This is a genomic window from Desulforamulus profundi (assembly GCF_002607855.1).
This window is the reverse complement of record NZ_AWQQ01000042.1, coordinates 42,867-65,320: the sequence shown is the minus strand read 5'-3', so window position 1 is coordinate 65,320 and position 22,454 is coordinate 42,867. Positions and strand designations below refer to the sequence as shown.

At 49.9% G+C, this 22,454-nt stretch carries 19 protein-coding genes and 5 pseudogenes; 9 read left to right on the top strand and 15 right to left on the bottom strand.

All coding sequences use genetic code 11. The features are described from left to right. Positions 1-112: 112 nt before the first annotated feature. From rsmH to P378_RS06400, 4 genes and pseudogenes are all read right to left on the bottom strand, one after another. A complete protein-coding gene (gene rsmH, locus P378_RS06415) occupies positions 113-1,051 on the bottom strand; it encodes a 16S rRNA (cytosine(1402)-N(4))-methyltransferase RsmH (RefSeq protein WP_099082667.1) in 939 nt (312 codons plus the stop codon). Positions 1,052-1,194: 143 nt separating this feature from the next. Then, positions 1,195-1,622: pseudogene (mraZ, locus tag P378_RS06410) on the bottom strand (division/cell wall cluster transcriptional repressor MraZ). A 313-nt stretch (positions 1,623-1,935) separates the two neighbouring features. Further along, positions 1,936-2,739: a histidinol-phosphatase gene (locus P378_RS06405; RefSeq protein WP_099082666.1), complete on the bottom strand. Its 804-nt coding sequence runs from the start codon at positions 2,737-2,739 to the stop codon at positions 1,936-1,938. Between the two features lie 183 nt (positions 2,740-2,922). Further along, positions 2,923-3,825, bottom strand: a complete 903-nt coding sequence (locus tag P378_RS06400) for a patatin-like phospholipase family protein (protein ID WP_099082713.1) — start codon at positions 3,823-3,825, stop codon at positions 2,923-2,925. Between the two features lie 133 nt (positions 3,826-3,958). Between P378_RS06400 and P378_RS06395 the strand changes: the two genes are divergently transcribed. Continuing rightward, a complete protein-coding gene (locus P378_RS06395; protein ID WP_099082665.1) occupies positions 3,959-4,180 on the top strand; it encodes a hypothetical protein in 222 nt (73 codons plus the stop codon). Between the two features lie 81 nt (positions 4,181-4,261). Here the strand turns inward: P378_RS06395 and P378_RS21230 are convergent, their stop codons facing one another. Continuing rightward, on the bottom strand, positions 4,262-5,245 hold the full coding sequence (locus P378_RS21230; RefSeq protein WP_238472969.1) for a sigma-54 interaction domain-containing protein: 984 nt from the start codon (positions 5,243-5,245) through the stop codon (positions 4,262-4,264). Continuing rightward, a complete protein-coding gene (locus P378_RS21225) occupies positions 5,242-5,883 on the bottom strand; it encodes a PAS domain S-box protein (protein ID WP_238472968.1) in 642 nt (213 codons plus the stop codon). Before P378_RS21225 ends, P378_RS21230 begins: the two co-directional genes overlap by 4 nt. A gap of 286 nt (positions 5,884-6,169) precedes the next feature. On the opposite strand from P378_RS21225, the gene P378_RS06385 reads away from it, so the two are divergent. Together P378_RS06385 and feoB (P378_RS06380) are read left to right on the top strand one after the other, a co-directional pair. Continuing rightward, positions 6,170-6,388, top strand: a complete 219-nt coding sequence (locus tag P378_RS06385; RefSeq protein WP_099082664.1) for a FeoA family protein — start codon at positions 6,170-6,172, stop codon at positions 6,386-6,388. A gap of 73 nt (positions 6,389-6,461) precedes the next feature. After that, a pseudogene (feoB, locus tag P378_RS06380) lies at positions 6,462-8,445 on the top strand (ferrous iron transport protein B). 303 nt (positions 8,446-8,748) lie between these two features. Here feoB (P378_RS06380) and P378_RS06370 read toward each other — a convergent pair. The 5 genes and pseudogenes from P378_RS06370 to P378_RS06355 all read right to left on the bottom strand — a co-directional run bounded on the left by P378_RS06370 (position 8,749) and on the right by P378_RS06355 (position 12,725). Continuing rightward, positions 8,749-9,186 (bottom strand): Fur family transcriptional regulator, encoded by a 438-nt coding sequence (locus tag P378_RS06370; RefSeq protein ID WP_099082662.1) that lies wholly within the window; start codon positions 9,184-9,186, stop codon positions 8,749-8,751. 63 nt (positions 9,187-9,249) lie between these two features. Next, positions 9,250-9,516: a hypothetical protein gene (locus tag P378_RS21220; protein WP_238472967.1), complete on the bottom strand. Its 267-nt coding sequence runs from the start codon at positions 9,514-9,516 to the stop codon at positions 9,250-9,252. Continuing rightward, on the bottom strand, positions 9,513-10,484 hold the full coding sequence (locus P378_RS06365) for a D-alanyl-D-alanine carboxypeptidase family protein (RefSeq protein ID WP_238472966.1): 972 nt from the start codon (positions 10,482-10,484) through the stop codon (positions 9,513-9,515). The genes P378_RS21220 and P378_RS06365 overlap by 4 nt, the downstream gene beginning before the upstream one ends. Positions 10,485-10,536: 52 nt before the next feature. Then, a pseudogene (feoB, locus tag P378_RS24030) lies at positions 10,537-12,475 on the bottom strand (ferrous iron transport protein B). Positions 12,476-12,503: 28 nt separating this feature from the next. Continuing rightward, entirely contained in the window at positions 12,504-12,725 is a 222-nt protein-coding gene (locus P378_RS06355; protein ID WP_099082661.1) for a ferrous iron transport protein A, read from the bottom strand. Between the two features lie 150 nt (positions 12,726-12,875). Between P378_RS06355 and P378_RS19440 the strand changes: the two genes are divergently transcribed. Continuing rightward, entirely contained in the window at positions 12,876-13,031 is a 156-nt protein-coding gene (locus P378_RS19440; protein ID WP_180261004.1) for a hypothetical protein, read from the top strand. A 35-nt stretch (positions 13,032-13,066) separates the two neighbouring features. Here P378_RS19440 and P378_RS06350 read toward each other — a convergent pair whose 3' ends face one another. Then, positions 13,067-14,113, bottom strand: a complete 1,047-nt coding sequence (locus tag P378_RS06350) for a glycosyl hydrolase family 18 protein (RefSeq protein ID WP_099082660.1) — start codon at positions 14,111-14,113, stop codon at positions 13,067-13,069. A 231-nt stretch (positions 14,114-14,344) separates the two neighbouring features. Between P378_RS06350 and P378_RS06345 the strand changes: the two genes are divergently transcribed. The 4 genes and pseudogenes from P378_RS06345 to P378_RS06335 all read left to right on the top strand — a co-directional run bounded on the left by P378_RS06345 (position 14,345) and on the right by P378_RS06335 (position 17,331). Beyond that, positions 14,345-14,794 (top strand): divergent PAP2 family protein, encoded by a 450-nt coding sequence (locus P378_RS06345; protein WP_099082659.1) that lies wholly within the window; start codon positions 14,345-14,347, stop codon positions 14,792-14,794. Positions 14,795-14,807: 13 nt separating this feature from the next. Further along, positions 14,808-15,986: an MFS transporter gene (locus P378_RS06340; RefSeq protein WP_238472965.1), complete on the top strand. Its 1,179-nt coding sequence runs from the start codon at positions 14,808-14,810 to the stop codon at positions 15,984-15,986. A gap of 2 nt (positions 15,987-15,988) precedes the next feature. Next, positions 15,989-16,356: pseudogene (locus P378_RS21215) on the top strand (polysaccharide deacetylase family protein); the annotation flags it as partial. 117 nt (positions 16,357-16,473) lie between these two features. Beyond that, on the top strand, positions 16,474-17,331 hold the full coding sequence (locus P378_RS06335; protein WP_420795977.1) for a YkoP family protein: 858 nt from the start codon (positions 16,474-16,476) through the stop codon (positions 17,329-17,331). A gap of 136 nt (positions 17,332-17,467) precedes the next feature. Here the strand turns inward: P378_RS06335 and P378_RS06330 are convergent, their stop codons facing one another. From P378_RS06330 to P378_RS06320, 3 genes and pseudogenes are all read right to left on the bottom strand, one after another. After that, positions 17,468-18,529 carry a nickel-dependent lactate racemase family protein gene (locus P378_RS06330; RefSeq protein ID WP_238472962.1) on the bottom strand — a complete coding sequence of 354 codons (1,062 nt, stop codon included), beginning with the start codon at positions 18,527-18,529 and terminating at the stop codon, positions 17,468-17,470. 238 nt (positions 18,530-18,767) lie between these two features. Then, positions 18,768-19,906, bottom strand: a pseudogene (locus P378_RS06325) (S1C family serine protease). Positions 19,907-20,013: 107 nt separating this feature from the next. Next, positions 20,014-21,147 carry an HD-GYP domain-containing protein gene (locus P378_RS06320; RefSeq protein ID WP_099082658.1) on the bottom strand — a complete coding sequence of 378 codons (1,134 nt, stop codon included), beginning with the start codon at positions 21,145-21,147 and terminating at the stop codon, positions 20,014-20,016. A 204-nt stretch (positions 21,148-21,351) separates the two neighbouring features. Between P378_RS06320 and P378_RS06315 the strand changes: the two genes are divergently transcribed. Further along, positions 21,352-22,095, top strand: coding sequence for a polysaccharide deacetylase family protein (locus tag P378_RS06315; RefSeq protein WP_238472961.1), 744 nt, complete (start codon positions 21,352-21,354; stop codon positions 22,093-22,095). The last annotated feature ends 359 nt before the right edge of the window (positions 22,096-22,454 follow it).

The following is a 22,454-nucleotide window of genomic DNA, read 5'->3' as shown; positions in this document are numbered from 1 at the left end:
TTTCTATGAACTGAAAGTAGCCGATCCTGTGACCCCACACAACGCAGCCGAATGCTCCGCTACGTTGCGGAAAAACCGGTCTACCTGGTGAAAAGTTTTTTTAAAGGTTTGTTTATTTGAGTTTTTCTGCAATCCTCAGTTTGGCGCTGCGAGCCCGGGGATTGCTTTCCACTTCTTCTTTACTTGGTTCAATGGGTTTACCGGTGATAATTCTGATTTGCGGCTGCTTGCCGCAGGCACAAACCGGGAACGACTGCGGGCACGTGCACGGGTTCGCCAGTTCTTTAAAGGTTTCTTTGATGATACGGTCTTCCAAAGAATGGAAGGTGATGACGCAGATCCTGCCGCCCGGTTTTAGCACTTCCACGGCATCTTTCATGGTCTGGCTGAGAATGTCCAGTTCATGATTCACTGCAATCCTCAGGGCCTGAAAGGTTCTTTTGGCGGGATGGGGACCCTCCCGCCGGGCATTGGCCGGCACCGCGGCTTTGATGACTTCCACCAGTTTGCCGGTGGTGGCAATGGGCTGCCTTTTCCTTTCCGCCACGATAAAGGAGGCAATTCGTTTGGCCCAGCGTTCTTCGCCATACCGGCGAATGATATCGGTTAACTCCTCTTCGGAGAGTTTATTGACCAAATCCTTGGCGCTGACGGGCTGGTCCGGCCCCATGCGCATGTCAAGCTCAGCATCGTGCATGTAGCTGAACCCTCGCTCCGGGGTATCCAATTGGTATGAGGAAACGCCCAGGTCAAACAGCGTACCGTCGATCGCATGGATTGCCAGTTCATCCAGGACATGCTTTATCTGGGAAAAATTTCTTTGCACCGCATGAAACTGACCGGCGAAACCCTGAAGCTTTTCCACAGCATTGGCAATGGCCGCCGGATCCTGGTCGATGCCTATCAGTTGTCCCTCCGGTCCAAGTCGACGCAGTATTTCGATGCTATGTCCTGCGCCCCCCAGGGTACAATCCACGTAAGTCCCCCCGGGGTGAATGTTTAATCCTTCTATGGATTCCTTTAACAAGACTGAGACATGTTTAAATTCCATTTTTATGCCTTTCGAGATCAGAAGTTCGAAGTTTGAGGTTCTAAGGAAGGTCTTTGAACCACGTCTAGCTTTTATTCTTAACAGGGTGTCTGCCCTTCATACGCAGGACGCCATCGAACTTCGAAACGAACAGTCCTTCGCGTTTACAGCAAGTCAACGATTTTCTCCGCCAGTTCTTCAAAGGAGGCTTCGGCCTGGGTATTGTAACGGTCCCATTCTTCCTTGGACCAAATTTCCACCCGGTGGATACCCCTACAATGACGGTTTCTTTGTCCAGCCTGGCATATTCTCTCAAGTTGTTGGGCAGCAAAATACGCCCCTGTTTGTCTACTTCACATTCAGTGGCTCCGGAAAAGAAAAAACGTACAAAGGCCCGGGCATCTGCCCTGGCAAAGGGCAGTGACTTCAGTTTTTGTTCAACCTCAGCCCATTCCTGGGGAGGGTAAACAAAAAGACAGTTGTCTAAACCCTTGGTGACGATGAACCGGTCACCCAGGCCTTCACGGAAGCGGGCAGGGACTATGAGACGACCTTTCGGGTCGATGTTGTGTTGGAATTCCCCCATAAACATGATATCATGCTCCACTTTCTGGGTATTTCCCACCACTTAGTACCACTTTATACCACTTTTATTCGCTATGGTGCTAAAAATTCCTTCTCCCCTGCGGATGTTTTTGATATTTTTGGCAAAAAATTAACCAAATCCATTATTTAGGACTTGGTTATGTTCGTTTCTATACTAACTTGTTTACACAATTAAAAGTCTTATCTACACGACATGGCCTCCAGGGCCTGCCGTGACGAAGGTTACCTATTTGGTTTTCTCCTTTATCCGGAGCTCGTAATTCAAATTCAACTCGGGGACGGTTCTTGACTTGAATTCACTATAGATCAATCATTGTCCGTTTCCTCTGGCTGAATGTTGCCACCTGCCGGAACCCGATCTCTTTGAGAAGGTCTGCCGCCCGGTCGAGTCCTTCCCCCACTTGCTCCGGTTTATGGGCGTCTGATCCGAGGGTTACGGGGACTCCGTGTTCCAGGCAGAGCTTAAGAAATTCCGGGGACGGGTACAGTTCGGCGCAGGGGTAGCGCCAGCCGGCGGTGTTGACATCGGCGCAAACATCATGTTCTTTCATTACCAGTACGGTTTCCCGGTATAAATCCGTTATGGGACCGTCCGGCCTAAAGCCAAACTTTTTGATCAAGTCCGGGTGGGAGAGAATGTCAAATAACCCGGTCATCGCCGCCTGTCGGACGTGGTGGAAATACCGGCGGTACAAGTCTTGGATATTATGGTTTTTATATTCTTCGATGCGATCGGGATCGTCGAAGGCCCATTCGCCCAGGAAATGGACGGAACCGAGCACATAATCCAGGGGTAAGGAGGATAGGATCTTCCTGAGATCTTCTTCATGACCGGGGATATAGTCCGCCTCGATACCAAGTTTTATAGATAAGTCCGGGTTGGCTGCCCGGGCTTGTCTGACTTCGGAGATATGAATTTCCAGGTCCGGCCAGGGCATGGAAAATTCCGGGTTTCTTTTTTCCTCCGGCAGCCAGTACATGGGCAGGTGCTCGGAAAAACCGATCTCTTTGAGGCCTTTTCTCCTTGCCGCCGCCACAACTTCTTCTACCGTCCCCACGGCATGTCCACACCGAAAGGTATGGATATGGTAATCCACCAGCATTGAATACACTCCCTTTTATTTTACTGACCTATTTATGGCAAGCACTTTTCATGCAAGCATAACCGGACATCAGCTAAAAATAAAAATTGGTTTGCTTTGATTCAAGTCACGAACCGTCCCCACTTGAATTGGGGAAAGGTCTTCATTTTCCATTATAGACGTACCGGGCACATTGACAAAGTCTTATCTTCTTCCGCAAACCCTTAAAATATCCGGCAGCAGTTCCCGGGCCGCCTTTTCTCCCTGCTCAATGATAAAAGGGATTTTGTGAAATTCCCAGGAACCAACTCCCTTTAACAGCGGCCGGATGCGGACATCGGCATTACTGTCCAGCACGTACTCAAGGGCGTCGGAACGGATAATGTCCAGGGTTTGGCCCATCATTTGCGCGATATTGCGGGGCACCTTCGGCTCCTCGCCGTCGTTGCCAAGATCCACAGCGATAACTGTGGTTGCTCCCAATGCCTTAAGGACCTGAGCCGGTACATTCTCCCGCAGGCCACCGTCCACCAGCAGGTAGCCGTTAATTTCTTTTGGTTCATAAATTCCCGGCACGGCGGTGCTGGCCCGGACTGCCTGCCAAACCGGCACGCCGCTGACAAACACCTGGTCTGTCTTGGCTTTTAATCGTATCCTGTCCTGCCGGCTGAGGAAAATGACCTTTTTGCCGTTGGTAATATCCACGGTGGTTATGGCCAGTTGAATGGGGGCATTTTCGAACTGTTTTTGACCCAGCTTGGACCTGATAAAACGTTCCAGCTTAACGCCCCTCATTAACCCCAGGGGAGAACGAAAGGGGTACGGAAGGTGCAAAGCATCAAAGATCAGTTTGATTGTCATAATAAAAAAGTTTTCTATGGCGGCAAATTCATCGATAAACATACTAGGCTTTAGTATACGCACCAGCTTATCCAACTCGGACACTGTCCACCCGTAGGAATATAAGGAAGCAACGATGCTGCCCGCGCTGGTCCCTGCAATCATGTGGGGCCTTATGCCATTTTCCTCCAACACTTTCAGCACTCCTATATGGGCAGCTCCCAAAATAAAGCCCCCACCTAAGGCTAAACCAATTCTTTTTAGCATTTTCATCACCGCCTGCTATGTTCATTTTATGAACCTTCAAAAACAGTGGTGAATGTTGACCATTGAAAAGTTGATCCACTTTGTTTTTTACGATAAGATTTGAATATATTATAAAGGCATCAGGTGATGAAAGGTGCCCCAATTGAAAGTAGGCAGCAGAGTTCATCTCTGGCCCATGGATACCTATCCGAAATACGGCATCGTCAGGGAAATTAATGCCAGTTACATCCTGGTTGAACTGACCGAAAAAGACCCGCGGGATTACTGTCGCTATCAAATTGGTGACAGGATTAAACTGCCGGCAAAAGGCTTGCTTGTTTTAAATGAGCAAGAATTTAAAGACAAATATTGTTAGTGATAAAACCCTACTGTCCGAACCTGTTCTATGTTTTTTTATTATTAAAAAAGCAACGATTTTGATGTGCATTGCTTTTTTCTATTCCATTTTTTTACTGGCAGCCTGCAAACCGAAGCGCCTGATCTTATTCAGGACAGTGGTGTGGGAAACCCCCAGGGCTTTGGCGGCTTTGCGGGCACTGCCGTAGGTCTTGAGGGCCAATTGCAGGGTGTCCAGTTCGGCTTGGGCCGCTGCCCCTTTCAGGCTGGGGCTGCTGACTTCTTCACCACCTGCCGGAGAAGGACCGGCAAGGTTGAAACGGCCTTCATCCAATACAATGTGTTCCGGTCTGATTTCCCCGCTTTCCACCAGGTTGCTGGCCCGTTCAATGACGTTCACCAGTTCCCGGACATTGCCTGTCCAGCGGTTTTTGGTGAGGATTCTCAGGGCCCCGGCGGAGATGCCGGAAATTTGTTTGTCCGGATGGGAAGCATATTTCTTTAAAAAGTGGTGCACCAGAAAGGGAATGTCCTCCGGCCGCTCGCGCAGGGGCGGCAGGCGGATGGGAAACACATTCAAACGGTAATAAAGGTCCTCCCTGAAATCACCCCGGGCCATCATTTCCTCCAAGTTCCGGTTGGTGGCGGCAATTACCCTGACGTTGATGGGAGTCTCATGGCCATCCCCCAGTCGCCTTACCTTGCCATCCTGTAAAACCCGCAGCAGTTTCGCCTGCAGGTGAGGAGACAGTTCTCCGATTTCATCCAAAAACAATGTCCCTTCATGGGCAAATTCAAAGAGTCCCTGCTTGCCTCCCTTTTTTGCCCCGGTAAAGGCCCCGTCGGTATAACCAAAAAGTTCACTTTCCAGCAAAGTATCCGGCAGGGCTGCACAGTTCAGGGGTACAAAGGGTTTGTTTCTGCGCAAGCTTTCCATATGGATGGCCCTGGCAAACAATTCTTTGCCTGTCCCGCTTTCCCCCCGGATGACGACGGTAGAATCGCTGCGGGCCACCCTTTTGGCCACGGCCACCACCCGTTCCATGGCTTCGCTGCCGTAAATAATGTCTTCAAAGGTGATCATGGAAGCTTGGTTACTGAATAAACCAGGTCACGCACCTGGGACATATCCTTAAGAGCCGCCACCATGCCAATAACCCTGCCGGATTGATCCTTGATGGGCCTGCCGGTGCTGAGGTAATGGTGCCTGCCCCGGGGGGTGGTGATCATCACTTCTTTATGGTCGTACCCTTCACCGTTTTTCAGGCTGTTAATCATCGGAATATCCATAGAGACCACTTCCGCCACATCCCGGCCCAGGGCTTTCTCGGCGGAAATGAGAAGAATTTTTTCACAGGCGGGATTAAAAACAGTAATGTGTCCCTTGCGGTCCACCGCGATAATGCCGTCACTGACGGAATCCAGTACAGCCCTGAGCTGTCTTTCCCTTTCCTCATGGGGCATCACCTCGATGGGTTCCACCTGTCTGACACCCGGAATGGCTTTCAGTTCCTGCTGCAGGGTTGTTGATTCCCGCTCTCCCAGTGCCTCGATCTCCAGGTACATGTTGTTGGGTAGTACCTGCAGGGATATGATATTAATATTCTTAGGTGACACCACCTGGGAAACATCGTAGACAATGCCCACCCGGTCTTTAAATTCAATGCGCAGGCGCAAGGTTTCCATCATCAGCACCCCCGGATGCAGTTTATGCAGTAACAATTCTACAGCTCCCTCCCTTCATCCTTCATCGAACAGCAGGTCATTTTTCCCACGCACCTGCTGATGGAGCTTGGCCCAATTATTAATTTTTCCATTGAGGGATTGACATCCCATCTAACGAGGAATATACTAAAATCAGATATTGATAATCGTTTTCATCGATATGCAGGCATATAGTAATAGCAGGATAAAGCAATAAGCTACATAATTTTAATTTTAAATCCTACCCATTACTGTGCACAGTCATCGATAATGATTTTCATCTTCATGTAAAGGAGTGTTGGATATGACTTTGGACCGCATAAAAAGGGGACAATGTTTTAAAATCAACTGTATCCCCGATGAAACTGTAAGGGCCCAGGCAATTCGCTTCGGCATTGCTGAGGGTGAATGGCTCACCTGCGAGGAAGTTGTTCCGGCGGGTCCCATCGTTATTCGTAAGAACCGCCAGCAGATTGCCCTTGGCAGGCAGCTGGCAAAGGCAATCGCTGTCAGTCTGAATTAGGACACCACCCGGTCAACCAATCACAAAATACCAGTGAACTTACTATGGATCAACCATAAAAGGAGTGAGTCATATGTCCCACTGCCACGGATGCAATATAAAAATAGATATCCCGGAAGGGGCCCGGCGCATTGTTCTGGCAGGCAACCCAAATGCGGGAAAATCCGTCTTCTTTAACTACCTGACCGGCATGTATGTTGATGTTTCCAACTACCCCGGCACCACGCTGGAAATTTCCCACGGCTCTATCAAGGCGACGTTGTCATAGACACCCCCGGGGTTTATGGCATTTCGTCCTTTAATGACGAAGAAAGAGTCGCCCGGGATGTAATCTTATCAGCAGACGTTGTTATCAACGTGGTAAACGCCGTCTATTTGGAGAGGGATTTGTTCCTGACCCAACAGGTGATCGATACGGGAGTCCCGGTGATCGTGGCATTGAACATGGTGGATGAGGCTGAAAGACAGGGGATTAAAATTGATTATGCCCTGCTGAGCCAACTGCTGGGAGTTCCGGTCATTCAAACGGTGGCCATTAAAAAACAAGGGTTAGAAGAAGTAAAGCAAACCATCTGGCAGGCCCGGCAGGGTCACTCTGATCCTTCCTTGCAAAAGGAATTGGATCAGCTGGTGAACAGGGTCGGCAGCCGCGGCGAAGCCTGCTGATCCTGGAGGGGGATGCCACTGTGGCTGCCAGGCACGGGCTGGAACCTGCCAACCGGCGGGAAGAAATTTACCTGCACCGCCGCCAGCGGGTTAACCAACTGGTCAATCATGTGGTGAAGGAGATCAGCAAATCAACCGCCTTCGGCAATGCCCTCAGCAGCGCCATGATTAAACCCCTTACCGGGGTGCCGATTCTGCTGCTGGCCCTTTATGCCATGTATCAAATTATCGGCGTCTTTGTTGCCGGTACGGTGGTCGGGTTGACCGAAGAGACCATCATGATCGGTCAATATGAACCGGCTGTGCGCTCCCTGGTCGGCAACTTTATCAGTGAAGATTCCACTTTGGGAACTATTTTAGTCGGGGAATTCGGCCTGCTGACCATGACCTTCACCTATGTGCTGGGGTTATTGATGCCCCTGGTGGTAGGCTTTTACTTCTTCCTTTCCTTGTTCGAGGATTCCGGTTACCTGCCCCGTCTGGCCACCCTGGTAGACAGAGTGTTAACCAGCATCGGATTAAACGGCCGGGCGGTGATTCCGTTGATTCTTGGCCTGGGTTGTGTGACCATGGCCACCATTACCACCCGCCTGCTGGGTTCCGAACGGGAAAGACGCATTGCCATTTTTCTCTTAGGCTTAGCCATTCCCTGCTCTGCCCAGTTGGGCGTCATTGCCGGTATGCTGGCCGCGGTGGGTCCTGAATTCGTTGCCCTTTATGCCCTGGTGATCCTGGCGGTGCTGGTGGTGGTCGGCACTTTAATGAATACGTTGATATCCGGCCAGTCCTCCGACCTGTTGATTGATTTACCGCCCCTGCGGCTGCCCAGGATCGACAATGTCTTAACCAAGACGTTCATCAAATCGTACCAATTCTTAAAAGAAGCCTTTCCGCTGTTTGCCCTGGGCGCCCTGCTAATCAGTACTTTTCAGGTTACCGGTATTCTTACCCTGCTGCAAAACGCCCTGGCACCCCTTACCGTCGGCTGGCTTGGTTTGCCCAAGGAAGCTGCCACCGCCTTCATTATGGGGGTTGTGCGGAGAGATTTCGGCGCCGCAGGTTTGGCGGATATGACCCTTGCCCCCATTCAGACAGTGGTTGCCTTAATTACCATTACCCTGTTTGTTCCCTGCATCGCCTCCATCCTGGTGATGTTTAAAGAACGCAGCAAGAAGGAAGCGGCTCTGATGTGGCTCAGCACCTGGGTAATTGCCTTCCTGATCGGAGGTATCGTCGCTCAATTGTCAAACCTGCTGGGAGTTTCCACCCCGACGCAGGTGTTTGCGGTTATCGCCTCTGTTTTAGCCCTGGCGGCCCTGGTGGTGATCGCTGTAAGACTCTCGAAAAAGCAAGGCGTGCGCCGCGATGCCAGTTCAAAGGGTGCAGCCTGATGAAGCCCGCAGATAAAAATTCTTGTTGTACAACCAAAACCTGCCCCCGCTGCAATTGCCCTGTAGAATTGACCCTGATTTGCCCCAGGTGCCGGGAACCCATTCCCGGCGGTTGTTCCGGCTCTTGTTCAAAATGCATGAAAGGCAACAGTAAAAAAACAAGTAAATAAACATATAAAAACCCCGCAGGCCATGGCTTACGGGGTTTTTAACGCTTAACAAATCTTCTTTTCCCGGTATAAATTCTCGGCAGACATGCCGGGCGTACATAAAAAAGGACTGCTTATCAGCAGCCCTTAATTTCTACGCTTTACATTCGCCACAGTGCCCATATATCTTCAGTTCATGGTCCGTAACGAAAAAGTTATAATCCTTGGCCACCTGTTCTTCCAGCTCTTCCAATAAATCTTCGTTAATTTCCAAAATCTTACCGCATTTCAGGCAGATGGCATGATGGTGGTGATGGCCGTCCGTATTGTCGCCGTATTCATAGCGTTTACGCCCGTCGCCGAAATTTACGCTGTGGATGATATCATGTTCCAGGAACAGTTCCAGGGTCCGGTAAACAGTGGCCAGCCCTACATCCGGCGCCTTTCTTTTGACAAGATTGTAAACATCCTCGGCACTGAGATGCTTTTCCTTATTCTCCAGCATCACTTCTAAAATCTGCTGCCGCTGGGGGGTTAACTTATATTCTTTGGCCCTCAGTTTTTCTCCGATTTGATTTATAATCTTCTTCAAAGGATAACACCACCCGGCTACTTTTTTCCAGTATATTGTTTTTTACTGGGAGTGTCAATGTGCTTATTCACTGCCATAATTGTAGTATTGCCGGCGCCGGGCTTCTCTTTTCCTCTTTTTTCTGTTAAGAACCACCCGCCGCCTGATCCAGACAAGAAACAGCAGCGGTGGCCCAACCCATTTCAGGAAAGTTTGGCAAAGGGCTAGCCAGTCCCGCTGAACATCCGCGGCTGCCACCAAATCCACTCTGCCCAGTTCCTCCTGGCCACTCCGAATCACCACTGCTCCCAGCACCTGTCCTTTGTTCACCGGGGCGGAAATCTCTTTCACGGGTTCTGTGACAACTTGTACACCGCCGGCCCCTTGCTTGGGAAAGGTGTAAAAAAATCTTCGTCGGCCACCAGGTCCACCTTGGTTTTACCGTATTTTACAGGCAGGTTGGCCATCACGTTGCCGCCGTAAATCAGCTGGCGGTTGGTGTAGTTGGCAAAACCGTAGTCCAGTAATTTTGCCGCATCGGTCCACAAATTACTCCCTTCACTGCGCAAAACCACAGCAATCAGTTCCCGCCCGTCCCTTTCCGCCGAGGCGATAATACACTGGCCGGCTTCCACGGTGTAGCCGGTTTTGACGCCGGTGGCGCCTTTGTAGCCGTAGATCCTGCTCCAGAGCAGTTTATTGTGATTAAACAAGTATTTTTGAGCTTCCGGGTCGGTCCTGGGAACTTCATGGTGAATGGTAGCAACAATTTTCCTCAAATCTTTATTTTTCATGGCTTCCCGGCCGATCAAGGCCAGGTCGTAGGCAGTGGAATAATGATTTTCGTCCGGCATCCCGTGGGGATTGGTAAAATGGGTGTCGCCGGTCCCTATTTCTTTCGCTCTTTTGTTGGAGAGTTCCGCAAAATTCTCAACCGAACCCGCAATATGCTCCGCAATGGCCACCCCGGCATCGTTGGCGGAATTCAACATCAGGGCGTAAAGGAGCTCTTCCATGGTCAGCCGTTCCCCTTCCACGAACCACATGGAAGTGCCCCCGGCGGTGATGGGATTGGGGCCGATGGTTACCACGTCATCAAGCCTGGCCCGCTCCATGGCCACAAGTGCCGTCAGGACCTTGGTGGTGCTGGCCGGGTACATTCTTTTATGTTCTTCTTTCCCGTATAATAACTTGCCGGTCCGGGCATCGATGACCGCTGCAGCTTCCCCGACGATCTCCGGTTCCCCGGCCCGGGAGCCGGAGGCAAAACTAAAAATGGATAAAAATAGCACAACAATACTGAATAATTTTTTTAACACGCTATCACCTGTGTAGATTATGCTTAAAGTAGAAATGGCAGGGTTCCCAACTTTATTTCGCAGGCTTAAGCCAATTAACCCCCAGTAAAAAGGCCAACCCCAGCAGAATGGCACCGGCTAACATGGTTAGCGGGGACGCCGCCGGCAGGGTGGTGGTAAATAAATTCAACAGCTGGTTTACCAGCCCCCCGATGAAAAAGGCCACAGCAATGACACCTGCCCAAATGGCGGTGCCTTCCCGCCAACCCCTTTCCTTATAGATAACCATCGCCGAAGCAATGCAGGGAACAAACAGGGTAATGGTGGTCAGGGCCACCAGTTTTTGCATATCTGACATGGGAAATGTAAATAAGCCTGCGGTGCCGAATTCCCGGCGTATGACGCCCATAATAAAACCGCTGGCCGCTTCCTTGGGTAACCCGAGCCAATTTACGGTAAGGGGAACCAGGGCGTTTTCAATGGCGCTCAGGCTGCCTGAAACGTTAAGAAGACCCAGGCAGAGGGCGCCCAGCGCAAAGAGAGGTGCCGCTTCGATAATAAATTCATAGCTCTTAAGCCAGCTTTTTTTCAGAACGTTGCCGGGCTTGGGCAGCCTGAGCGGCGGCAGATCAATCCAGAGCGAGGTGGACTGTCCCGGCACAAACCGGTTTAGCAAAACGCCACCGGTGATAAACACACTGAAAATGATCAGCCCGTAAACCACGGCAAAGCCGGGTCCCAACCCTGCCAGCATGGTGGCGATAATGGCCAGTTGGGCGGAGCAGGGAACGGTCAACGCCAGGATAATGGTGGCGACACGGCGCTCCCGGTCGGAACCCAGCAGGCGGGTTGACATAAGGGCCATGGTCACACAGCCAAAGCCCAGGACCAGGGGAATCACCGCCTGTCCGTTTAATCCAAAGGAGGTCAAAATACGGTCCAGCAAAGTGGCGATCCTGGGCAAATAGCCGGTGTCTTCCAACAAAGCAAGGACCAGGTTAAAGCCCAGCACCAGGGGAAATAAAAGTCCCAGCAGGTAGGTTACCGTCATGGTAATGACGCCAAAATCTCCAACAAGAATCTGATTAACGGCAGATTCCGGAGCCACCAGGCGGTCCACCAGCGCCCTGACAGCGGGCTGGAAATACTCGCCCATTAAAATCCCCTCGGTAAAACCTACCACGGTTTGAGCCACAAACACTCCCACCAGTTGGTAGAGAACCCACAGGGTCAAGAGCAATAAGGGAATGCCGGTAAGGGGCTGGATCATCCAGCGGCTGAGAACAGGGCCCCAGACCTCCTCGGGTCTGGTTTCCTTGACAGACATCGCCACCAACTCATTGACCACTGGCGCCTGGCACCGTAGATCAGTTCCCGGTATTTTCCCGGGTCAACGCCAAACCTGGCAGCAACAACGGGATCTCCTTCCAGAATCAGAAGTTTTTCGGGGTGGGGTATGTCAGCGGGAAGTTCTGCCAGTTTTTCCTGCACCGCCGGCAGCACGCGTCCAGCCCTGGCACTGCGGATGGCCTCTTTAAGCTGAGCCATCCCTCTCCCCTCGACGGCTGCCGTGGCAAGGACCGGCACACCCAGGAGTTCCCTCAGCACCCGGAGATCGATTTTAATCCCCTGGTGTTCCGCTTCATCCATCATATTTAAAACCACCAGCACCGGCAGGCCTGTATCGATAAGCTGCTTGGTGAGGAATAAATCCCGCTCCAAATGAACCGCATCAACGATATTTACCAAAATGTCCCCATGTAAAACAATATCCCGGGTAATTTTTTCTTCCTCATTAAATGAGGACAATCCATAAACTCCCGGGGTGTCAGTGACGGCATCCTGGCCGCTGCGTCCGCATATTACGTTTGTCGTGGTGCCCGGGAAATTTGCCACATCGTTATAGCGCCCGGTTAAGTAATTAAAAAAACTGATTTTCCTACATTAGGGTTGCCCACCAGAACAATGTTCTTGCCGGTTACACCCTCCCGCTGGAAATGCTTGTTAACCATATAAAAATAACCTCGGGAATATTATTTACTAACCAACCGGTTGAACTCCGATACTTTTCGCCAGTTTCCGACCGATGGCAATTTGCTGTTTGCACATGCCGACCACCACCGGGCCTGCCGGAACCACCTCTTCACAGGTAACGACGGTTCCTTCTGCGATGCCAAACCGGATGGCCTGTGACCTGATTACTTCATTGGAAATGTGCATAATCTTAATTTTCTGCCCTCTTTTGCATTTATCCAGTGTCATACCGCTATTCCCTCCAAACCGGTCCAAAGTGATAAGAGATAATGGTTATCAGTGTCATTTTTATTATAATTCCGGCGATTCCCCAAGGCAAGGTTTTTTTAATATTTTATGACAGCCCGGGAACAATAGTCACCAAAGGAGGGAGAGTACATGGTTGACATCAACACCGAAGGTTTGGAAATAGCGCCTTTATCAGAGGAACAAATCAATGCCCTAAACAATGTCCAGGCCCAATTAAACGAAATGGCCAAAATCGATCAGGAGATTTACCTGCTGGCGGTTACCAGAAATGAAGGAGCAAAATAAGAAGAGTCAGGGAGGCCTCTTGGCCCCCCAACGGTTTACTTTAGTTTACTATGTACAGTATTCCAGAGGGTATGGTCTTCAAAGCCCATTCGCCATATCCCTATACCGCCCAGTTTATAGGATTTTACCAGACCTAGTTTAATGCCAATGCTGTATTTGTTTTCAAACCAAACCTGGTGTTTCTGGGAACCCGTCCAGTAGTAAAAATAGGGGGAACTGCTGGCATTGTCCCACCGGATCTCCGCTCCGGTCCGCTGCACCAGGCCGTTGACATCTTTCCATTTAACACCCCGGGTCTTGCCGGAGGACCAATCGTAGCCATAGGCGGCCAGGCCCAAAAGTATTTTATTGGAGGGCATTTGGCTTACGGCGTAGTCCAGTACGCTCTGCACCCAGGGCAGGGACGCTATGGAACCGGGGGGCCCGCCAAACCAGTGCTCGTCATAGGTCATCAGCATGACGTAATCACATACCTGTCCAATCTCTTTGTAGTCATAGGCACCGGACCAGCTGTTGTTCCACTGGGGACTGTTCTTCGCCGGGACCGCCGCTGTTAAAAGATAACCGCCTGGTTTGAGCAGCCCCTTTAATTCCCATAAAAGTTTATTATAATCGTTTCTATTCCAGGTGGGTACCGCCTCCAAATCAATATTGACCCCTGCATAGCCATGTTTTTTAACTAACGAGGCAATATTTACGGCCAATCGCCATCTTTTCTTGGGATCTCCCAGGACTGCGGAGGCTGAGGCGGTATCCATTCCATTGTGCATGTTATGTACGACCAGCAGGGGTTTCACGCCCTTTTTCTTGGCCAGGTTGATTCCCTCTGTGGGTAGAAAATCCACCGTTAACTCACCGTCGCTGGTGATGCGGGCGGTGAAGGTGGCCGCAAAGTCCAGATGGTTGTGATATTTTTCCAGGGAGTTATAGGATTCATAATCGGTATACCAGTCCTTTGCATAATAGCCCATTACTACGGGTTTTGGCTGCCTGGCGCCAGCAGGCGTCGGAAAAAACATAAAAGAAAAGGTAAAAAGATAAAGAAACAGGAATCCCAGGGTTGTCCATCTTCTTTTTGTCATAATACCTCCTGTTTTGTTGATTATTGGGTGTGACCCCTCTTAGTATCATAACAGGAAGGTATTTTTTGATAAAGACTAATAATTTTTCCAGCATTGTCAAATATTTGAATCATGGTTGGCATTTATTAACAACAAAGTTCTGATTATTCTCTTCTAGCAAGGATTTACATCAAGCGCAGAGAATATCATAATAAATATAGATTGTAAAGTCTTGTCTTGAGGTGAATATGTTTGTCAGAACTATATTACTGGTTATATTTAAATAAAATCCTTTTTGCACCCCTTTCGGCTTTCCTGACGGCCCAACTTCTCAAAGGGCTGCTGGCCAGTTTGAAAAGCAAAAAATGGCACTGGGAAAGATTTATTGAAGCCGGGGGCATGCCCAGTTCACACTCCGCCATGGTGACAGCCCTGGCCACGGCCGCCGGGTTAAGCTACGGTTGGTCCTCTTCTCTTTTTACCATCACAGCGATCTTCTCCGTCATCGTTATGTACGATGCCATGGGGGTTCGCCGGGCCGCCGGTATTCACGCCAAAATATTGAACCAAATTCTGGAAGAGATGGGCCGCCAGGACGGGCAGCAAAACGTCAAAGCATTGAAAGAATTGATTGGCCACACACCGTCCGAGGTAGTGGCAGGTGCTGTGATTGGTGTTATTATGGCTTCGGTAGTCTTCTAAGGGAGAGGATGCATTGTTAAATTCAAACCGTTTATCCCGGCAGGATTATGCCTTAATTCTGTTACTATTTCTAACTGAATTAACCAGAAGCGCCTTTTTTCTTACCTTTTGGCCCCTCTACGCCGTGAATTTTTTAAATTTTTCAGTGGTGAATGCCGGGGTGGTTTTATCCGCCCATTACTTTACGGAAACACTTTTTAAAGCAGCTGCCGGCTGCCAATTGGACCGTCGGGGAAAACCGGTGCTGTTAATGGGTTTGAGCCTGAGTCTGCTTTCCTTGCTGGGAATCTATCACCAGCAGGCCAATTGGGTCATTCTGGTTCTGGCCGGCCTGTTCGGTCTGGGTTTCGCACCGGTGTGGCTGGCCGTCATCAGCACGGTTGCCCCCACGGATCACCCGAACCGGGCAGCCAGAATGGGGGTTGTTTTCTCCGCCTGGCTGCTGGGCGCCGGAGCCGGTCCCGTGGGCATTAATTTTGTTATATCCGCCGGCTTTCGCCCTGCCTTTCAACTGCTGATCGTTTTCTGGGCTCTCTGCCTGGTCATAGGTCTGCTGATTCCATTGCGTGCCAAAACCGGCTGTATAAGGATTTCGCTGCCGGATCAGTTCAAGCGACTGGCCACCGACCCTATGGTAATCAAAATTCTACTGCCCGGGATGTTTTTACAAACCTTAGCTGCGAGCCTGTTGCTGCCCATCCTCTTTATATGCCACCGGCATCCTGGGATTAACCTCCCGGCAGTACGGTTTGTTATTAACGGCAGGGGCGCTGCCACCGTCCTTTTTCTGGTGCCCATGGGTAAATTGGTAGACAGGTTGCCGTTAAAGAAAGTCTTAACTGCCGGTTTTCTGCTGAGCGCTTTATTTTTGTCCCTTTTTCCTTTAACCAGGGAATTGCCCGTAATTATTACTTTAGTCATTCTGGTGGGGCTTTCTTACGCCATCGTATTGCCCGCCTGGAATTCCCTGTTGGCCAGGGTCATACCGGCGGAACACCAGGCCACAGGCTGGGGGATCTTTACCACCCTGGAGGGTCTTGGCATTGCCACAGGTCCCATGCTGGGCGGTGTCATTTCCGGCTGGCTCCACCCGGTGGGAGCCATCTACCTGAGTGCTTTTATCCTGGCGGGAATGGGTTTCTTTTATTTATTCTATCCTTTCGACCAGACTTTACTAAACCAGGGGAGATAAAAATGTCGTTCAATGTTTTTGAAGTGGCTGGCCTCTTCATATTTTTCTACATGCTGTTGCCAACGATTTTGGGTCGTCTGCTGCACCTTGGTACGCTCAACCGGGGGAATAAAAAATCCGGCGCGGTAGCCCTGACCTTTGATGACGGTCCTGATCCCTGCTATACCCCCCAGGTGCTGAATATCCTAAAAAAATATCAGGCCAGGGCCAGTTTTTTCTGGTGGGCAAACATGCGGAACAATATCCCGACCTGGTAAAGCGAATAATAGCGGAAGGTCACAGCCTGGGGACGCACGGTTACAACCATCGTTTTGTTTGGCTGCAGGATCCCCTGTCTTCCATTCAGGAAATAAAAAAAGGGGTCCAAGCAATCCAAGACATTACCGGCAAAGCCCCGCTGTTTTTCCGCCCTTCCTGGGGGGTCTTTAATCTGCCTACTTATTTGTATCTATGGTTTACACGGCAAAAGACCGTCCTCTGGTCTTTCATGAGCTGGGATTGGCGCCCCTGCTTATCTCCGAACCGAATTCAAGGTATCGTTGCCCGTAAAACAAAAGCCGGGTCCGTAATTGTTTTTCATGACCGCTGCACCAAGCCAGGCGCAGTGGATGACGGCCCTGCCAGGATGGTGCAAGCCCTGCCGGCAATTCTGGAATCCCTGAAAGCAAAAGGGCTCCGGCCTGTCAGCCTGGATGAACTCTTTGCCTATCAGGATGCAGGTATGTTGAAGAAAGGCCTGCGCAGCCTGTGGCAGGCATGGGAATTTTGTTTTGACCGCCTGGCAGGACTAAAACCCGTTGGTGGCGAGGACAACAACCTGTTTCGCCTGGCGGTACGGGATTACCGGGGCCAGGTGACGGAATTGCCGGACGGTACCTTACTGGTTCCCGGGGATAAGATTGGGGAGCTTCATTTGAATAATGATTTTCTGCAAAGAATCACTGCCACAGCACGTTCCCTGGAGCTTGTAGGAATTATGCTGCTTCGGGAAACCAGGCGTTCGCTCCCCCTATTGGCCAAGACCGTATCCCAGGACCCCTCTTACCAGGGGATTAAAGCCCTGATTGGCATTACCATGATTCACAGGGGGACTTCCCAACTGGGATTCTCTGTTTACGACCTGCCTCCCGGCATTCGTTCCGTCGTGGCCTGGTACCAGCGATGGCTGCTGTTCCTGCTTCATCCCGGCGGTTTTGCCCACCTGCGGCGCCAGTGGAACAAACTGGTTCCCAAAAGGGTGATTATCTCCAGGCAGGAGCTTTTAAAACGTTACTTGTTGGACGGTATCTCTTGGCCCGAAAGCGGGAACACCAGGCCGGCAAATGGTACGATCAATGCCCGGTAATTTGGCCCGTGCCTTTGGATAATCATTTTCTCCGCAGTCTCCCAGTCCCCGGCATTTTTTAGAAGTGGTACCGGATTTTTGGTTTTGGCTAAATCAGAAATCAGGATCATTTCTTTATTTTTTATTACATTGCAAATTACGTAGGCCTTATGCCACCCAGTACAAATCCCTGTTCCTCAAACCGCCGCACAACATCTTCCGGTGTTTTTCCCTGTTCCATCCATTGTTGGAACAACGGTTCTCCCAGGCCCTCCTGGCATTGAGCCAGCAGCACAACGGTTCCCCCGGGTTTCACCAGCCTGGCGCCGTTTACCAGGGCCTTGGCGGCCTGGTACAGGTTTAAGTCCCTGGGGTATCCCCCTGCGCCGGCAATCACCACTTCCTCGGGACCGGGCAGTGTTTGCCGGTAAATATCCTGACAGAACCTGCTTCCTGCCAGCCAGGAGTTCTTAAGCTCCCCGGCAAAACATTTAACGATCTCGTTTTGCTCGTTCAGTATCACGTTCACACTGAAATCCACCCCAACCCTTTGGGCTGCCTCCATGATCATGTCTTGAATGGGGTTGTTCATCGTCTTACCGGGCCCAACCCCCTGGCCGGTCATCATGCTGTGGTTTTGTTCGATGGTCTTTCTACCCGCCACCCCGGGCATAACAAGTTTTGGTCCTCCGGAAAAACCGGCGAGATTATGGGGCAGGATGCACCCGGTTGTTATCACCATGCCGGCTCCGGCTACCCGCTTGTTTACGTACAATTCTGCTCCACCTGTTAACGTCCCCAGGTAAACCAGGTCCCTGTCGCAGTCATGGTTCATGAATGAGTACCGGTCTGCCAGGCTGTCAAACACCTCGTGGATTTCTGTTTTCGTATTTGGCCTGTGGGCTCCGGTGGCGATCATAAAAAAAATATCTTCTTTTCGAGCGCCGCCTGCCAAAATTTCTCTCAGGACAGCTTCTAAGAGTTCCTGATAAGGAATGGGCCTGGAGATATCTGTCACCAGTATGGCAATGGAGTCCGGTCTTTTTTTTCGGACAATCTCTTGCAGACCGGGGCTTGCGATGGGATTGGCAAGTGACTTTTCAATTTCTTCCCGCCGGTTGCCGGCAGCTGGCAGGTCAGGCCCGACAATACCGGCAACGTTGTGGTCCTTTATTTGAATGGGTACGGCCTGGCGGCCGTAATGAAACAGCACTTCCATGGGTATACCTCCGTCTTTAGTCTGCTCACCGGAAAAACTTGACCGGCTTACCTGTCTGCTTGCTTGCTTGCTTGTGCCCGTAGGTATGCCCATTGGGTATGCCTGTTGGGACGTATATTTTTTAGCGTATTCACAGGCACATGTTAACTGCAGTTCTCTTATGCTATTACCTTTTAAAATATTATATTTAAAAGACCGTAAAAATAATCAGCAGGACACTTTTGTGCCCTGCTGATCATTATCCTACCGGCCTTTCAGCGGTTTGCACCGGGACCTTGATTGTTTTCCCCTGGCGGAATAATTCCACTTCCACCTGTGCTCCCACTTTCTTTTTCTGCATGATTTTAATTAAATCATCCGGACTTTCAATTTTGCTGCCGTCGATGCTCAGGATGACGTCTCCTTCCTTAATGCCCGCCTTTTGAGCCGGCCCTCCGGACACAACTCCGTAAACAACCGCCCCTGCCGACCCTTCATACCCAAGATAATTGGCAATGTCCGGGGTCACCGGTTGGATTTGCACACCCAACCAGGGTCGTTTTACTTTCCCCTGCTGGATTAATTCATCCAGCACTTCCTTGACGGTACCGGTGGGGATGGCAAAGCCAATTCCCTGGGCCTGGGCGTTGATGGCGGTATTAATGCCGATGACTTCTCCGTTCAAATTCAACAACGGCCCGCCACTGTTGCCCGGGTTGATGGAGCGTCGGTTTGCAGCAAATGTTCAAAGATCCGGTTGTCAATTTCCAGGGGGCGTTCTTTAGCACTGATAACGCCGATGGTTACAGTATCCTCCAGTCCGAAGGGACTGCCGATGGCAATGACCCAGTTGCCCACCCGGATGCGGTTGGAATCCCCCAGGGGGAGGGTGGGGAAGTCTTTGCCCTCAATCTTAAGGACTGCCAAATCAAGAGAAGGATCTGCGCCTACGAGTTTGGCCTGGTAGGTCTTTTTATGCCCTTTTACCAGAACGTTGATCCTTTGGGCACCGTCGATGACATGCTCATTGGTCAGGATATAGCCGTCTTTAGAAATAATAAATCCTGACCCTAGACCACTCTGGTAGCGAGGTTCCGGGCTGACGCCGAAAAACTGGCGGAAAAACGGGTCGTTAAAGAAAGGATTGTTATTATTGTACCCTTGCACTTCAACCACCGTGTTGATCTTTACCACGGCGGGCCCTGCCTGTTCCACGATATTGGCGATGGTGTCCGGGCCTACGCCGGGGATGCCGGCATCCGCCACACCCTGCTGCTGCCGTCCCGTGTCTTGCTTTGGCGAAATATCTTTAATCAAAGTACACCCGGCTGCAAACATAATGCCGGACAAAAAAGCCAGGGCTAACGTTAAAACAGCAATGCTTCTCCATTGTTTCATTCTATCGACCTCCCCACAATTATAGTATGGACGAAACATTTAATTTATTTGCTTTAATTAATTTTATACCATAAATGTAAATGTTACGTTAATATAAAAATCCTGGCTCAGTCGGGATTTACAAATTGCGTTCTATTTGTCATTGCCTGGTCTCCTGCCAAACTTTCCAGTTCATCCAAAACGCGGCTGATCACCACGTTGCGATAATCCGAAAGTTCTAATTCAATCAATGTTGTTACCGGCCTTGCGGCTTTATCATACAATAATCTTACCCGGGGGCTTAAAGGTAACCCTTTCGTTGTGCGCATCACCACCGCAATTTCCCTTGAACTCAGCTCCACCACGGTTCCTGCGGGATAAGCGGCGATATTGGAAAGAAAGGGTTCGATGATATGGTAAGGAAACAGGTAATCCCCTGCCCCGGCAATCATTTCGTAGGCTTCATGGGGTGGAAATGCTTTACGATAAACACGATCCACTGTCAACGCATCATACATGTCCACCATACCGGTAATCTGGGCGAACTCGTGAATTTCCGAATCCTTTAATCCCTGGGGATAGCCTGTACCGCAGTAACGTTCGTGGTGCTGGTAAACCACCATGCGGGATAGACTGCTCACCTGGGGATTCTTGCTGAGTATTTGAAGGCCATACTCCGGGTGTTTCTTTACGATATTGTATTCTTCCTCCGTTAATGGCCCCGGTTTGTTCAAAATTTCCTTCGGCACAAGAACCTTTCCAATATCGTGCAGCAGGGAACCCATTCCTAAATGAAACAGTTTGGGGCGCTCATAGCCCAGAGAAATTCCTGTCATAAGCGCCAAAACACAAACATTTACTGAATGAGCAAAAACATAATCATCCATGGACCTTATGTCCACCAGCTCCACCATCAAATTGTGGTTGTTCAGCAGTTGGTCAATAATTTCACTAATGGTGGAATAGACCTTTTCAGACTCTTTTACGTTATCCCCCAGTGACTTGGCGTGAGCCTTCAGCAGGTTTTTCACCTGCTTGACGGCCTTTATTCTGATCTCCTCGGGTATGACATCGTCCACTTGAATGTCCGGTAAAAAGCCGTCATCAATGTATAACGAGGGGATCCCCAATGACCTTAAGCGTGCTATGTATCTATCGTTCAGTATGACTCCGGTGTTCAAAAGCACCTGCCCGTTGCCGTTTCGAACCGGGCGCCCAGCTTTCATTCCGGGTTTTACATTTACTATTGACACCCGCCGCATAAATCACCTCCGTGCCACGTTGCTGGATAAAATATTCTACTTTTACCTAAAAATTCCTCTGTTTTTTATATTTTTTCGTGTGGGTACATCATTTTCTTTAGCAAAACTGATCGAGATTTGTAAATTATTTTTTACCTAAAGGCAATTTAAAGGTGTTGCCGAATTAATTAGTTATCGTATAGTTATTTTAAAGGGGGTGGCGCTGTGTTATTCTCCGGTCTGAAAAAGATCGTGCTCGGTTCCTTCATCATAGTCTTATTTTGCTTGTCAATCATTAGTCCCGCCGGTCTTAAAGTCGCCCTGGGCAGCAAAGCAGTGTACCGTAAAGTGACAGAGGATAAAATTGTTGCTCTCACCTTTGACGACGGTCCGGACCCCCGCTATACCGTTCCCATTCTTGATACTTTAAAGGAATTTCAAGCACCGGCTACCTTTTTTATGGTAGGAAATAACGTCATAAGCTACCCCGAAATAGCCAAAAGAATCGTTGCTGAAGGTCATGAAGTAGGCGACCATACCATGACGCACCCCAGGCTTACCGATTTGACTCCGGAGGAAGCATATGTCGAAATTGAACGGGGCTATCAAACCATTATTGATGTAACAGGCGCCGTCCCCGAATATTTTCGCTCTCCGAAAGGTTTAACCACAGATTATGTTGAAGAAGCGGTATCTTCCCTGGGCATGAAGGAAATTCTCTGGACGGTGACCATTGAAAACCGTGCTGCCACAACGCCCGAGGAAATGTCCAATCGGGTATTAAATAAGATTAAACCCGGCTATATCATTTTACTGCATGACGGGCGCCTTGACAGAACCAAAACAGTTCAGGCCCTTCCTTTGCTGCTGAAAGGTCTTCGGGAGCAAGGGTATAAGGTGGTCCCTTTATCTGAACTGCTTCAACAGGAAACCCCCGAAGAACTGGCTTCCTACGACCCGTTAACCTAATAACTTAGGTGCCTGGTACTTAAGTTATTAGGTTATTTTTGGGGTAAAAAACCAAACTCCGGCCCTAAAAGTTATCCACAGTTTACAAAAAAATACTTTCCAATAAAAAACCGGTTTATCATGGATAAACCGGGGCAGCGTTGTCACTATAAAATCTGTATACAAAAACACAAAAAGGGATTGTAATCATTAATAGTTTATGCTAGTATCAAGGCAAAATTCCCGACCAAACAGAGATAGCCAAGGCCATATATGCCTTGGTGCTTTGAAAACATAAGTTTTCACAATAACCACACCGACAACGAAAATTAGTTGTCACTATCTTCACGGTTATTGTAGCACTTAAGGGGCGCATTGGC

Excerpts from the sequence above, each read along its gene's own strand:
- rsmH (WP_099082667.1), bottom strand. The coding sequence starts at position 1,051 with ATGGAATTTAAACATGTCTCAGTCTTGTTAAAGGAATCCATAGAAGGA.
- P378_RS06405 (WP_099082666.1), bottom strand. The coding sequence starts at position 2,739 with ATGCTGGTGGATTACCATATCCATACCTTTCGGTGTGGACATGCCGTG.
- P378_RS06400 (WP_099082713.1), bottom strand. The coding sequence starts at position 3,825 with ATGCTAAAAAGAATTGGTTTAGCCTTAGGTGGGGGCTTTATTTTGGGA.
- P378_RS21230 (WP_238472969.1), bottom strand. The coding sequence starts at position 5,245 with ATGATCACCTTTGAAGACATTATTTACGGCAGCGAAGCCATGGAACGG.
- P378_RS06385 (WP_099082664.1), top strand. The coding sequence starts at position 6,170 with ATGACTTTGGACCGCATAAAAAGGGGACAATGTTTTAAAATCAACTGT.
- P378_RS06355 (WP_099082661.1), bottom strand. The coding sequence starts at position 12,725 with ATGACACTGGATAAATGCAAAAGAGGGCAGAAAATTAAGATTATGCAC.
- P378_RS19440 (WP_180261004.1), top strand. The coding sequence starts at position 12,876 with ATGGTTGACATCAACACCGAAGGTTTGGAAATAGCGCCTTTATCAGAG.
- P378_RS06350 (WP_099082660.1), bottom strand. The coding sequence starts at position 14,113 with ATGACAAAAAGAAGATGGACAACCCTGGGATTCCTGTTTCTTTATCTT.
- P378_RS06335 (WP_420795977.1), top strand. The coding sequence starts at position 16,474 with ATGAGCTGGGATTGGCGCCCCTGCTTATCTCCGAACCGAATTCAAGGT.
- P378_RS06330 (WP_238472962.1), bottom strand. The coding sequence starts at position 18,529 with ATGGAAGTGCTGTTTCATTACGGCCGCCAGGCCGTACCCATTCAAATA.
- P378_RS06320 (WP_099082658.1), bottom strand. The coding sequence starts at position 21,147 with ATGCGGCGGGTGTCAATAGTAAATGTAAAACCCGGAATGAAAGCTGGG.